12 protein-coding genes, 2 tRNA genes, 1 rRNA gene and 1 pseudogene are annotated in these 13,363 nt (G+C 52.4%); 11 read left to right on the top strand and 5 right to left on the bottom strand.

Annotated features, from left to right (window positions below; all coding sequences use genetic code 11):
• The 3 genes from rrf to dkgB form a co-directional block, all read left to right on the top strand.
• Positions 1 to 99, top strand: a 5S ribosomal RNA gene (gene rrf, locus ACPUC8_RS25625); the annotation flags it as partial.
• Positions 100 to 201: 102 nt separating this feature from the next.
• Positions 202 to 278: transfer RNA gene (locus ACPUC8_RS25630), tRNA-Asp, on the top strand.
• Positions 279 to 585: 307 nt separating this feature from the next.
• Positions 586 to 1,389 carry a 2,5-didehydrogluconate reductase DkgB gene (gene dkgB / locus ACPUC8_RS25635; protein WP_039337036.1) on the top strand — a complete coding sequence of 268 codons (804 nt, stop codon included), beginning with the start codon at positions 586 to 588 and terminating at the stop codon, positions 1,387 to 1,389.
• 12 nt (positions 1,390 to 1,401) lie between these two features.
• Here the strand turns inward: dkgB and yafC are convergent, their stop codons facing one another.
• Positions 1,402 to 2,310 (bottom strand): DNA-binding transcriptional regulator YafC, encoded by a 909-nt coding sequence (gene yafC, locus ACPUC8_RS25640; protein WP_039337039.1) that lies wholly within the window; start codon positions 2,308 to 2,310, stop codon positions 1,402 to 1,404.
• Positions 2,311 to 2,410: 100 nt separating this feature from the next.
• Here yafC and ACPUC8_RS25645 point away from each other — a divergent pair, with 100 nt between their 5' ends.
• Positions 2,411 to 3,589, top strand: a complete 1,179-nt coding sequence (locus ACPUC8_RS25645; RefSeq protein ID WP_494927727.1) for an MFS transporter — start codon at positions 2,411 to 2,413, stop codon at positions 3,587 to 3,589.
• A 148-nt stretch (positions 3,590 to 3,737) separates the two neighbouring features.
• On the top strand, positions 3,738 to 4,541 hold the full coding sequence (locus tag ACPUC8_RS25650; RefSeq protein ID WP_039337043.1) for an endonuclease/exonuclease/phosphatase family protein: 804 nt from the start codon (positions 3,738 to 3,740) through the stop codon (positions 4,539 to 4,541).
• A 90-nt stretch (positions 4,542 to 4,631) separates the two neighbouring features.
• Here the strand turns inward: ACPUC8_RS25650 and mltD are convergent, their stop codons facing one another.
• Both mltD and gloB read right to left on the bottom strand, forming a co-directional pair.
• The gene (gene mltD, locus ACPUC8_RS25655; RefSeq protein ID WP_039337045.1) at positions 4,632 to 6,002 is read right to left on the bottom strand and encodes a murein transglycosylase D; all 1,371 of its coding nucleotides are present in this window, start codon (positions 6,000 to 6,002) and stop codon (positions 4,632 to 4,634) included.
• Positions 6,003 to 6,073: 71 nt separating this feature from the next.
• A complete protein-coding gene (gene gloB, locus ACPUC8_RS25660; protein WP_494927728.1) occupies positions 6,074 to 6,829 on the bottom strand; it encodes a hydroxyacylglutathione hydrolase in 756 nt (251 codons plus the stop codon).
• Between the two features lie 40 nt (positions 6,830 to 6,869).
• Between gloB and ACPUC8_RS25665 the strand changes: the two genes are divergently transcribed.
• Positions 6,870 to 7,604, top strand: coding sequence for a class I SAM-dependent methyltransferase (locus ACPUC8_RS25665; RefSeq protein WP_039337049.1), 735 nt, complete (start codon positions 6,870 to 6,872; stop codon positions 7,602 to 7,604).
• Here the strand turns inward: ACPUC8_RS25665 and rnhA are convergent.
• Positions 7,589 to 8,156: pseudogene (gene rnhA, locus ACPUC8_RS25670) on the bottom strand (ribonuclease HI). The gene ACPUC8_RS25665 and the pseudogene rnhA overlap by 16 nt on opposite strands.
• Here rnhA and dnaQ point away from each other — a divergent pair.
• Both dnaQ and ACPUC8_RS25680 read left to right on the top strand, forming a co-directional pair.
• On the top strand, positions 8,110 to 8,841 hold the full coding sequence (dnaQ, locus tag ACPUC8_RS25675; protein WP_039337052.1) for a DNA polymerase III subunit epsilon: 732 nt from the start codon (positions 8,110 to 8,112) through the stop codon (positions 8,839 to 8,841). The pseudogene rnhA and the gene dnaQ sit on opposite strands and share 47 nt — an antisense overlap.
• Before the next feature lie 134 nt (positions 8,842 to 8,975).
• Positions 8,976 to 9,052, top strand: a tRNA-Asp gene (locus tag ACPUC8_RS25680).
• Positions 9,053 to 9,164: 112 nt separating this feature from the next.
• Here the strand turns inward: ACPUC8_RS25680 and ACPUC8_RS25685 are convergent.
• A complete protein-coding gene (locus ACPUC8_RS25685) occupies positions 9,165 to 10,646 on the bottom strand; it encodes an NCS1 family nucleobase:cation symporter-1 (RefSeq protein WP_039337054.1) in 1,482 nt (493 codons plus the stop codon).
• A gap of 145 nt (positions 10,647 to 10,791) precedes the next feature.
• Between ACPUC8_RS25685 and ACPUC8_RS25690 the strand changes: the two genes are divergently transcribed.
• The 3 genes from ACPUC8_RS25690 to puuE are packed head-to-tail and all read left to right on the top strand — an operon-like array spanning position 10,792 to position 13,236.
• On the top strand, positions 10,792 to 11,514 hold the full coding sequence (locus tag ACPUC8_RS25690; protein ID WP_058972921.1) for a GntR family transcriptional regulator: 723 nt from the start codon (positions 10,792 to 10,794) through the stop codon (positions 11,512 to 11,514).
• Positions 11,511 to 12,242, top strand: coding sequence for an allantoin racemase (hpxA, locus tag ACPUC8_RS25695; RefSeq protein ID WP_494927729.1), 732 nt, complete (start codon positions 11,511 to 11,513; stop codon positions 12,240 to 12,242). Before ACPUC8_RS25690 ends, hpxA begins: the two co-directional genes overlap by 4 nt.
• 34 nt (positions 12,243 to 12,276) lie before the next feature.
• Positions 12,277 to 13,236, top strand: coding sequence for an allantoinase PuuE (puuE, locus tag ACPUC8_RS25700; protein WP_039337059.1), 960 nt, complete (start codon positions 12,277 to 12,279; stop codon positions 13,234 to 13,236).
• Positions 13,237 to 13,363 lie beyond the last annotated feature (127 nt).

Genomic DNA, 13,363 nt, shown 5'->3' on the forward strand with positions numbered 1-13,363 from the left:
GGTGGTCCCACCTGACCCCATGCCGAACTCAGAAGTGAAACGCCGTAGCGCCGATGGTAGTGTGGGGTCTCCCCATGCGAGAGTAGGGAACTGCCAGGCATTAATTTAAGACTCGTTATCGGGTCGTGACCTTTCAATTGACACTGAAAGGGCGAAACACCTGAAATCAGAACGTTTTTCTGACTTCAGTACAGTATCGGTGGAGCGGTAGTTCAGTTGGTTAGAATACCTGCCTGTCACGCAGGGGGTCGCGGGTTCGAGCCCCGTCCGTTCCGCCACTTAATTGATAAGCCCTGACTTAATAAGTCAGGGCTTTTTCATGTCCAAAATTCCCGCCCTATTGTTGACGGAAATGCAATATTCTTGTGCTTATAAGCGGATTTTNTCGCGGGTTCGAGCCCCGTCCGTTCCGCCACTTAATTGATAAGCCCTGACTTAATAAGTCAGGGCTTTTTCATGTCCAAAATTCCCGCCCTATTGTTGACGGAAATGCAATATTCTTGTGCTTATAAGCGGATTTTTCAGCAATAGTAAAACTGCCACAATGCATCCCATCGAAACATTACATTCTACGATGAGGACATTATGACTATTCCTGCCTTTGGTTTAGGCACCTTCCGCCTGCAAGATGATGTAGTAATCCATTCGGTTAAGACCGCGTTGGAACTGGGATATCGTGCGATCGACACGGCTCAAATCTATGAAAATGAGGCTGCTGTTGGTCAGGCTATCGCAGAAAGCGCTATTGATCGTGCTGAGCTCTTTATCACGACGAAGATTTGGATCGAAAATCTGTCAGCAGACAAACTCATACCCAGTCTTCAGCAGAGCCTGGCTAATCTACAAACCGATTATGTTGATCTTACGCTGATTCACTGGCCTTCGCCTGGCGCTGCAGTCTCGGTCAAAGAGAGCATGCAGGCATTGATGGCGGCTAAAGAAGCGGGTTTGACACGCCAGATTGGCATTTCAAACTTCCCGATTGCGCTGATGAAAGAAGCCATTGCAACGGTAGGTATTGAGAACATCGCTACCAACCAGATTGAACTGCATCCATTCTTACAGAACAGAGAAGTGGTTGCGTTCGCGAAGCAGCAAGGATTGCATATCACGTCTTATATGACGCTGGCATACGGGGAAGCGTTGAAGGATGCCACTATCCAGGACATTGCCAATAAGCATCAGGCTACATCGGCACAGATTGTGCTCGCCTGGGCGATGCAATCAGGCTATGCGGTCATTCCTTCTTCAACAAAGCGAGAAAATTTGGCCAGCAATATGAAATCGTCTGACTTGTCTCTGGATGCTGATGATATGGCGCGCATTTCGGCACTGGATCGCCAGCAGCGTTTGGTTAGCCCAGAGGGACTGGCTCCAGACTGGGATTGATTCCCTCAACATTCAGCCCTGGATTCGCCAGGGCTGTTGCTTGACCCACTCGCTAAGAAAGTCGATAAATGCACGCACGCGCTGACTGACGCCCAGGTCGCTGTAGTAGACCGCATTAAAAGGCATCTCGACTGGCACTCGCCGTTCCGCTAACACTTCTATAAATGTCCCGTCAGCAATTTCACTGTCTACCATATAATCCGACAGGCAAGCGATACCCTGATCATCCAGACACAGTTGTTTGATTGTTTCACCGCTGTTCGATGACATTCCCGGCTCAATATCATAAAGATCACGGCCGTTGTCTGAGAGTGGCCAACGGTTCAAACGTAATGGTTCGACAAACCCGAGACATTCATGATGAGCCAGATCGGCGGTGGAGTGGGGGATCCCGTATTTTGCTAAGTAAGCCGGGGTAGCGACCAGTTTGCGATAGCTGATAAACAGCAAGCGCGCGCGTAACGTTGAATCTGTCAGATTACCGGCGCGGATCGCCACGTCCACTTTGCGCTCAATCAGATTGATAAAACTCTCCGAGGAGATAAGCGATAGCGTGACGTCTGGATAGCGTTCGCGAAACGGCTTAATCATCGGAAGGATCAAATGCAGGATGACTGGCGTAGCAGCATCAATGCGTAAGACGCCTTGCGGTGCCAGCTGGCGTTCCACTAACTCATTTTCTGCTGTCGACATCTCCTGCATCAGTTTTTGTACGCGGCGGAAGTAATGTTCTCCTTCATGCGTGAGTGCCAACTGACGTGTTGTGCGCGTCAGCAAGGCAACTCCCAGTTTACTCTCTAGCTTTTTTACCGTACGACTGACTGCCGAATTCGCCATCTGTAATTGCTCTGCAGCACGGCTGAAACTGCCACTTTCGACAACGGCAATAAACACCTTAAGTTCATCCGACGATGCCTTCATTATGCTCTCCACAGCAAAAGTCTATTGTTACTTTGCACCTTTTTGTCATTAAAGCACGAGTCGATAATGGCGCCCATCAAAACATTATTGGGAGTCAATCATGCCACTTGCACTCTGGGCGCTGACCATCAGCGCCTTCGCTATCGGAACCACTGAATTTGTCATCGTCGGACTGATTCCGACGATTGCTGAACAACTCAGCATTACGCTGCCCTCAGCGGGAATGCTGGTCTCTATCTATGCACTCGGTGTGGCAGTGGGGGCACCGGTGCTAACGGCCTTAACGGGCAAACTGCCGCGTAAACAACTACTGATGGGCCTGATGGCGCTCTTTACGATAGGCAATCTGGTCGCATGGCTGGCACCAAACTATGAGACGTTGATCATTGCTCGGTTGTTAACGGGTTTAGCCCACGGTGTCTTCTTCTCTGTAGGCTCGACGATTGCGACCAGCCTGGTCAGCAAAGAGAAAGCGGCCAGCGCCATCGCGATTATGTTTGGTGGTCTTACCGTGGCGCTGGTGACAGGTGTGCCATTAGGCACGTTAATTGGACAGCATTTTGGCTGGCGTGAAAGCTTCCTCGCGGTTTCGCTACTGGGCGTGATCGCCTTGGTCAGCAGCATGGTGCTCATACCGCGTAACATTGCCCAGCCTCCGGTAACCACATTGTCGCAACAAGCACGCGTGATGCTGAACCCTCGCCTGCTGTTGATTTACGCGATTACGGCACTGGGCTATGGCGGTGTGTTTACCGCTTTTACTTTCCTGGCACCCATGATGCAGTCATTGGCTGGATTCTCTCCTTCAGCGGTAAGTATAATCTTGTTGGGATATGGGATTTCAGTGGCTATCGGCAATATCTGGGGCGGCAAGCTGGCCGACTGCCGTGGGGCAGTACATGCCTTGACGCTGATTTTTACTGCACTTGCGGCGTTGCTGCTGGTGTTCCAGTTCACGGCGAGCATGCACTATCTGGCGCTGGCGACGGTTTTGGTGATGGGGATTTTTGCCTTTGCCAACGTGCCAGGTCTGCAAGTGTATGTGGTGCAAAAGGCGGAGCACTATGCACCTGGCGCGGTGGATGTGGCTTCAGGGCTGAATATCGCGGCCTTTAACATCGGTATCGCGCTGGGGTCTTTAGTGGGAGGTCATATCGTTGAGCATTATGGTTTGGCACAGACGCCCTGGGTTGGCGCGGTCATCGTGTTTGCAGCGCTCCTACTGGTTCGACTGAGTGGTCAACTCGATAAACCTCGGATGGAATTAGCAACGCAATAACACGCACCACAACCCGCTATCTGGCGGGTTGTGGTCTCTCCATGCTGTGAAACGCATAGCGACAATCAACAACACCAATTGAAACCCCGCGTCAAAGTCCCTATAACTGTCAGGTGAAGTCGTAGTCGTCAATCAGCCAGGCGGGAAAGTGCGAAAGAAAACTTATGCAATGCGTTACGTGGCGGGTCAGCCTGCTGAGCGGATATTTCCGCCAGGGGCGATGTTGCATCTGGGGCAGGCACTGCCGCCCGGTGCGCCATTACCTGCGGATCCGGCGTTGCGAGTTTTAGTGTGGAACATCTTTAAGCAGCAGCGGGCAGACTGGATGTCAGTGCTGCAAGGTTTTGGTAAAGATGCACACCTGGTCTTACTGCAAGAAGCGCAGACGACGCCTGAGTTGGTCAAATTCGCCACCAGTAACTATCTGGCGGCCGATCAGGTCCCCGCCTTCGTCTTACCTCAACATCCTTCTGGCGTCATGACGCTGGCTTCTGCGCACCCTGTGTATTGCTGTCCACTGCGAGAGCGCGAACCTTTACTGCGTTTGGCAAAATCGGCGTTAGTCACCGCATATCCATTACCGACCGGGGAAATGCTGATGGTGGTGAACATTCATGCGGTGAATTTTAGCCTTGGCGTGGATGTTTACAGCAAACAGCTCGGACCCATCGGCGAACAGATCCAGCATCATCGTGGGCCGGTCATCATGGCTGGTGATTTCAACGCGTGGAGCCGCCAGCGTATGAATGCGCTTTATCGCTTCGCTGAAGAGATGACATTGCATGAAGTGAACTTCACGGACGACCACCGCCGTAAAGCGTTTGGCCGTCCGTTAGACTTTGTCTTCTACCGAGATATGAAAGTCAGTGAAGCCTCGGTACTGGTGACACGGGCCTCGGACCACAATCCGCTTCTTGTGGAATTTAACTCCACTCATCATATCGGGCGCTGATGCCGCACCTGGCGGTGAAGAACAAGTTTGATGGGATAATCCTGACGCAGAAAATGAAAAAGGCTGACAAAAGTCAGCCTTTTCGGCGCATTAAGTATCAGGTGTTGCGCTATTCTTAACAAACAGCGTGAGCTTGTCGCCCGGCTGAATGTCTTTAGCGTCACTGTTCCAGCGCATCACGTCTTGGGTATTCACGCCATGACGTTTTGCAATACTGGCAAAAGAATCACCCTTACGTACACGGTAGGTGATGCTGTTGCCGTTATCTGCCAACTGCGTTGCTTTGCCGCCTACGGTCAGAGTCTGACCGATACGAACTGAAGCGCTGCGCAGATTGTTCTGCTGTTTCAGTGCACTGACGCTTACGCCGAGCTTGTTAGCAATTGCCGACAAGGTGTCGCCTTTACGTACCGTATAGCTGTTTCCTGCCGCGCTGACTTTCGCCATCTCGGTAGGCTGCACGGAAGCAATATCACCGGATGCCAGTGAATTGCGAAGCTGAGCAACGTTGGACTTCGGCACCATAATGTAGTGCGGTCCATTTGGCGCAGTGGTGCCGTTTTTATATCCGGCGTTGAAGCTCTTCAACTTACTGAGCGACAATCCGGCCATATCGGCGGCCTGCGTCAGTTCAATTTGCTGTCCCACTTCCACGCGCGCCAATGCTCGGCTCTCGTTCGGGGTCGGCAATTTGATACCGTAACGCTTGTTGTTCTTGAGGATATCACTCAAGGCCAACATCTTAGGTACGTAGACCGTGGTCTCGCGGGGGAGCGATAAGTGCCAGAAGTCAGTCGGCTTGCCGCGCGCCTTATTCTGTTTAATCGCTTTCAGCACACGTCCTTCACCGCTGTTATAAGCAGCAACTGTTAACAACCAGTCACCGTCAAACATGCCGTTCAGACGCTGCATCATATCCAGCGCAACCTTGGTCGAGGCCACCACATCGCGGCGTCCGTCGTACCATTGGTTCTGTTTCAAACCATAGTTTTTGCCCGTTTGTGCAACAATCTGCCAGATGCCAGCGGCATTCGCAGAAGATGTTGCATGTGGGTCAAAAGCGCTCTCCACTATGGGTAGCAGTACCAGTTCCATCGGCATTTTACGTTTCTGTATCTGCTCGACAATCCAGTACATGTACGGCTCTGCCCGTAATGTTACATCGTGGAGATAGCTCTTATTTCTTAAAAACTTTGTTTTTTGTTCGCGGATCCGGGGGTTTTCCGGAATCCCCATCTTCAACTCGTCACTAATGTGATTCCAGAGATCAGTATCTTCTGCGAGGCTTGTTCCATCATCCTGCCATCGCGGCGACAACAATCGATCTCCGTACTTTCCATTTTCACCTTGACCAGCTGAAGACAGGCTCTGTGCATGCTGTACGGGGATATTGGCGTCATTCCTTGATGCCTGACATCCTACCAGCAAGACCGAGGCGAGTAATATCGCTTTAGCCTTCATGTGTGTGTCAATAGTTCGCTTAAAAGACGAGCAACTATACGTTAGGGGTCCACACAACACAACCAGAAATATCAAAAACGGTCTTTCTTCTCGCGTAGATCGGCAAATGTTTGCCATAAGGGAGCGGATGTCACATTAGTCCCTAAAGCCTTTTGCAAATCAGCATCTTGCGTGCGCAAAAATAAATTTATTTCCCGCTCAAGTGCCAGTTTTGTGGGTAAAGTAATGCGATTTTCTGCACGTAAGTCCTTAATTTGCTGATACCTTGCCAAAATTTTCGGGTCATGAGGCAGAATAGCCGCAGCAAACTTCATATTGGATAAAGTGTACTCATGTGCACAGCAAACCAGGGTATCAGCGGGGAGCTGATTAAGCTTCTGAAATGACTCAAACATTTGCTCAGCGCTGCCTTCAAAGAGTCGCCCGCAGCCGCCTGAAAACATCGTGTCACCACAAAAAAGATAAGGTGAACTGAAATATGAGATATGTCCTAAAGTGTGTCCGGGTGTTGCGATGACTCGGAAATTTAGCCCCAGCAGCGTAAATTCATCACCTTCGGCGACAATCTGTTTTGCCCCTTTATCTGCGGTTTCTTCTGGCCCGAAAACCGCCAAATCGGGATAGTGCTGCAATAAATCTGCGACACCGCCGACATGGTCGTGATGGTGGTGGGTGAGCAAAATGGCCACCGGATTCCAGTGGTTAACCCTGAGTTTGTCCAGTACCGGTTGGGCCTCGCCAGGATCGACAATCAGACAATTGTTGTCATCGTCCGTCAGTGTCCAGATGTAGTTATCCTGCAATGCGGGAATACTGGTAAGATTCATAAACACCTCTCAGGTCGTAGAAAAAGGATGATGGTAGAGCATGAAGCCAGCTAAAACACGCCAAGTTCTGACTGCACCACGCTCCTGGCGCGATATGCCTTGGGGAGACTACTTCCGCGATGCGCTCAGCCAGCAATTACAGCCATATCTTGGAAAGGTGTATGGCTTTCATATGCTTAAGCTTGGCAGCCTCAGCGCCGAAATCAATACCAGCCAGTGTGCCATATCACATCAGGTGAATGTGGGCATTGAGGGCGATGACCTGCAGGTTATTGCTAACACCACACAGTTACCCTTTGAAGCGAAATCGATTGATGCCTGTTTAATGGCGCATACGCTAGCCTGGAGCCAGGATCCCCACCGTGTCTTGCGTGAGGTGGATCGCGTGTTGATTGATGACGGTTGGATGATTATCAGCGGCTTCAACCCGTTCAGTCTGCTGGGCGTCAGCAAAGCCATACCCGGCCTGCATTCGCGCGCGCCCTGGAGCGGACGCATGTTCAGCCAGACGCGGCTGCTCGACTGGCTGAGCTTACTCAACTACGAAGTGGTGTATCGCACCCGTTTTCAGGTGGTGCCATGGCATCATCAGGGGGGTAAGGTGATCAGTGCGCACCTGCCAGCGCTCGGCTGTTTGAATATTGTGGTGGCGCGTAAAAGGACTTTCCCGTTAACGCCCACCAAAATGAAGAAAAGCCTGAACAAAGCGCAACTGCGACAAACGGTCAACGCCACGCGCCAGTTTCGTGAAGTGAAGGATCAGGATTCAACCTGATAGCCGATGTCATCCAGCGTTGGGTTACCGGCTGCTTTGCGGGCTAATTCGTCACAGCGTTCGTTTTCAGGATGGCCCGCGTGGCCTTTGACCCACTCCCATTTGATTTCATGGTTACTGAGTGCCAAATCCAGCCGCTTCCAGAGATCGACATTTTTAACCGGTTTTTTATCGGCAGTTTTCCAGCCACGTTTTTTCCAGTTATGGATCCAACTGGTGATGCCCTGACGCACATACTGACTATCGGTGCTGAGCACCACTTCACAGGATTGCGTCAGCGCTTCCAGAGCCACAATCGCTGCCATCATTTCCATACGGTTGTTGGTGGTGAGGCGATAGCCGGTGCTGAACTCTTTTTCATGGGCACCATAGCGTAAAATCGCGCCGAAGCCGCCAGGGCCCGGATTGCCGAGGCAGGATCCATCGGTGAATATTTCTACCTGTTTGCGCATCTCTGGTAGACTTCCTTCTGACAAAACGCCAAGTCTGACATAAAACGAGTCCTATGAGCACTGCAAATAACCGCCAGATCGTCCTCGATACTGAAACCACCGGCATGAACATGATCGGTGTGCACTATGAGGGGCATCGCATCATCGAAATCGGTGCTGTTGAAGTGATCAACCGCCGCCTGACCGGTAACAACTTCCACATGTATCTCAAGCCCGATCGGCTGGTGGATCCGGAAGCGTTTGGTGTACATGGTATTGCGGATGAATTTCTCGCGGATAAACCGATGTTCGCCGACATTGCCGATGAGTTCCTGGCGTATATCCAGGGGGCGGAACTGGTGATCCACAACGCCTCGTTCGATATCGGCTTTATGGATTACGAATTTGGCATGCTGAACCGGGGTATCGGTAAAACGGATACCTTCTGTCAGGTCACCGATAGTCTGGCGATGGCACGTAAGATGTACCCGGGCAAGCGTAACAGTCTTGATGCGTTGTGTAATCGCTACGAAATCGACAACAGCAAGCGTACGCTGCACGGCGCATTACTCGATGCCGAGATTTTGGCTGAAGTGTTCCTGATGATGACCGGTGGGCAAACGTCGCTGGCATTTTCCGTCGAAGGGGAGCAAAGCAGTCAAAGCTCAGGTGACAATATTCAACGGATTGCGCGCCCCAGTTCGGGCTTACGTGTGGTGAGTGCGAGCGATGAAGAAATTGTCGCACACGAGAGTCGCCTCGACTTAGTACTGAAAAAGGGCGGAAGCTGCCTGTGGCGTGCCTGAAGCAGATGATTTTGCGTGGAAAAGCGGCGTTAAGATGAAAAAAACAACAAACGAACTTTTCTGGCAGAAAAATCGTTGACGGGTGATGAGGCGACCATTAATATCCGCCTCGTTCTCGACGGGGAACAAAGCGCGGAGCGGTAGTTCAGTTGGTTAGAATACCTGCCTGTCACGCAGGGGGTCGCGGGTTCGAGCCCCGTCCGTTCCGCCAATCATTAAAGAAGCCGATGCAGAAATGCATCGGCTTTTTGCTTTTCTCAACCCGTTCGAAACACCTGACGTCTCTTGGGGACGTAGGGTCGCCATTCATGGCGACCACCTTATCAATCTTTCTGCACCGCCACTTCCTGACGATAGGCCGCCACTGAGACTTCACGATCGGCACGCGCCAGATAACGATAACAGCCCGCACCCAGTGCCACGCCGATAAACCAGCTAAAATTCGCCACTGCATGCAGCGAAGGGATAAAGCTGATCACCAGACAGATACCCACTGACGGCAACAAAGCTGCAATCGCTTTCGGGTTAAAGCCACCGCGATACCAGTAACGACCTTTAGGCGTGTCATCGAACAGATCATCTACATACACCTTGCTGCGTTTAATCAGGTAAAAATCCGCAATCAGGATGCCAAACAATGGGCCGATGAATGAGCCCAGTACATCCAGCGTGTAGTGAATCAATTCAGGTGACTGGAACAGGTTCCACGGGGTCAACAGCACAGAGCCCACCGCAGCAATCATGCCACCGGTGCGGAAGCTAATCTTCTGTGGTGAACAGTTCGAGAAGTCAAATGCCGGTGACACAAAGTTCGCCACGATATTGATGCCGATGGTCGCAATAATCATCGTCAGCAAACCGATCGCCACCGCAACATCGTTACCGACCATACTTACCGTCTCAATCGGATCGGTAATCATGCGGCCAAACAGGGACTGCGTACCCGAGACGATCACCACCGTCACAATCGAGAACAGCAGGAAGTTGAACGGCAGGCCCCAGCGGTTACCCCGGCGGATCTCGCCCATGCTTTTACCGTAGCGAGAGAAGTCACCAAAGTTGAGCAACGGACCCGAGAAGTACGAGACCACCAGCGCGGTGGCGGTGATCATCTGCCAGGTTTGCTCACCGGTACTCAGTTGCTTGCTGGCCAACGTGAAGGAGATACCGTCAAAACCGGTTTTGTATACAATCCAACCGGCTAATGCCACCATCACCACGTACACGGCCGGACCCGCCACATCAATAAAGCGTTTAATCGCGCTCATGCCATGCCAGAACACCATAGCCTGCAGGAACCACATCACACCGAAACAGCACCAGCCGAGTTGTGACAAACCGAGCCAGCTACTTTGCGTCATGCCGCTCAGGGAAGGGAAGAACTTCAGCAGCACCAGCATCAGCGCATTGGCAGCCAGATAGGTCTGAATCCCGTACCAGGCGAAGGCGATCAAGCCGCGAATCACCGCCGGGATATTGGCTCCAAACACACCAAACGCCTGACGCGAAATCACCGCGTAGGGCACACCCGCCATCTGGCTGGGTTTTGCCACCAGATTCGCGCACAACTGCACAATACAAATGCCAACCAGCAGGCACAACAGCACCTGCCAACTGGCCAGGCCCAGAGTAAAGAAGCTGGCAGCCACCACGTAACCGCCCATGCTATGCACATCGGACATCCAGAAAGAAAAGATGTTGTACCACGACCAGTTCTGGTCGCGGGTGGGCGCCAGATCCTCATTGCACAGACGTGGACTGTAATGGGCGTTGACCCCAGAGGTCACTTCAGACTGATTTGGCATGAAACCTGCTCCTCTAACAACATGGGAAGAATAATCACTGCGTGAAACGGTATTGCAGGATCCAGGCCAGAATTGATTTCTTGTATACAAAAAATTAATTTCACGTATACGATGTGCTGTGCACAGTCACTTGCCGGAGCAGGTAATGAAGAGCGAAACAGGCCAGAAAACGGCTGCCGATCTGAATGATCGCGACGAACCCATCTATCAGGCGTTGCTGAGCGCCATTGTGGAACATCAACTGCCGCCGGGCAGTAAATTGCCGGAAGAGGCACTTTCTGAAGTGTTTGGTGTGAGCCGCACCGGTATCCGTAAAGTGTTACAACGCCTCGCGGCGGTGCAAATGATCACGCTTTCGCCCAGACGTGGTGCACAGGTCGCCACGCCCGGTGTGGAGGAGGCGCGCGACATCTTCGCCACGCGCAGCCTGCTGGAGTGTGCAAATTTACCGGCGGTACTGGCGCATGTGCAGCCTCCGCACCTTGCTGCGCTCAACAGCTTGATTGAGGAAGAGCAGCAGGCGCATGAACAGCACGATGGTGCTGCTGCCATTCGTTTATCTGCCGCTTTTCATATTCAGCTGCAGGCGATTTCCGGCAATCAGGTACTCACTGACATGGTGACGCGCCTGACGCAGCGTTCTTCACTGGTGATTGCCGCCTATGGCGCGCCCTGGCAGCGAGGTTGTCGCTGCGATCATCACGATCGACTGGTGGAATTGCTGCGAAAGAAAGATTTGCAGGCGCTTACAGAGGCCTTACAGCATCATTTTGAACACATTGTTTCCAGCCTGCACTTTGAGCGCAGTGGCGAAACGCTGCCTGATTTCACCCGGTTATTTTCCGGTCACAAAGGAGCCGCATCATGACAGTGATTCAGGTGATCAACCCCAATACCAGCCAGGCAATGACAGAAACCATCGGCGCCGCGGCGCGTGCGGTGGCCGCACCGGGCACGGAAATTTTGGCGGTGTGCCCAAGCCAAGGCGTACCGTCCATTGAAGGCCACTTTGATGAAGCGATTGCCGCGGTGGGCGTACTGGAACAGGTCAGGCTCGGTAAAGCACAGGGCGTGAGCGGCCATGTGATTGCTTGTTTCGGCGATCCGGGATTGCTGGCGGCGCGTGAACTTGCCAGCGGTCCGGTGATCGGGATTGCGGAAGCCGCAATGCATACCGCTACCTTGGTGGCAACGCGTTTTTCCATTGTCACCACGCTGCCCCGTACTTTGGTGATCGCGCGTCATTTATTACAGCAGTATGGTTTTACCCATCACTGTGCGGCATTACACGCGATTGATTTGCCGGTACTGGCCCTGGAAGACGGCAGCGGTGTGGCGCAAGAGAAGGTACGCCAGCGCTGCATTCAGGCGAAACGCGAAGACGGCAGTGGCGCGATTGTATTGGGCTGCGGGGGCATGGCGTCACTGGCGCAGGAGCTCACTAAAGAGTTAGGTATGCCGGTCATTGATGGCGTCAGTGCCGCGGTAAAAATGGTGGAGTCGCTGGTGGCGCTTGGCTTTAGCACCAGCAAACACGGCGATTTGGATTACCCGATTGAAAAACCGCTCAGCGGTGCATTTCAGCACCTAAACTAAGGGCTGGTTGAGGACTGACTAAGGAATTTGCAGAATGAGTGATGTATCTGAAAAGAAAGAGTACAGCTTCAACAAAAACTATCCGCGTGACCTGATTGGTTATGCGGGTCACCCCCCGCATGCACAATGGCCAGGTAAGGCAAAGGTGGCGGTGCAGTTTGTCCTCAATTACGAAGAGGGTGCGGAAAATAACGTGCTGCACGGCGATGCCGGTTCGGAGCAGTTCCTTTCGGACATTATCGGTGCAGCCAGCTATGCCGATCGCCACATGTCAATGGATTCACTGTACGAGTACGGTTCACGTGCCGGTTTCTGGCGCATTCATAATGAGTTTCAAAAGCGTGGTCTGCCGTTAACGGTATTTGGCGTTGCGATGGCGCTGGCGCGTCATCCCGAGATCGTCGAGGCGATCAAAACCGCCGAGTACGATGTGGTCAGTCATGGCTGGCGCTGGATTCATTATCAGGGGATGGATGCCAAAACTGAGCGCCAGCACATGCAGCAGGCGGTGGATGTGTTGCGCGATCTGTTCGGTAAAGCGCCTACGGGCTGGTATACCGGGCGCGACAGTCCAAACACTCGCCGTCTGGTGGTGGAGCAGGGCGGCTTTAGTTATGACAGCGACTACTACGGTGACGATTTACCGTTCTGGACGCAAGTGACCTGCCAGGATGGCACCGTCAAACCGCACCTGATCATTCCCTACACGCTGGAATGTAATGACATGCGCTTTGCCTCGCCGCAGGGTTTCAATACCGCGGAGCAATTCTTTGTCTATCTGCGCGACACTTTTGATGTGCTGTATGAAGAGGGTGACACTTCGCCGAAAATGATGTCGATTGGCATGCACTGTCGTTTGTTGGGGCGTCCGGGCAAATTCCGTGCCCTGCAACGCTTCCTCGACCACATCCAGCAGCATGAAAATGTGTGGGTGTGTACGCGCCAGCAGATTGCGGAGCACTGGATGAAAACGCATCCTGCCCCGAACGTGTAATCAGATAGGTTTGTAGGGTGCGCACTAAGGTGCAAACCGGGCACATGGGTAACACTTTAGACCGGGCACATGGGTAACAGTTATAAATTGGCATAGCAGAGGAGACTCACTATGCCCTGGACTGAGA

The sequence above is a fragment of the Pantoea sp. CFCC18177 genome (genome assembly GCF_059412425.1).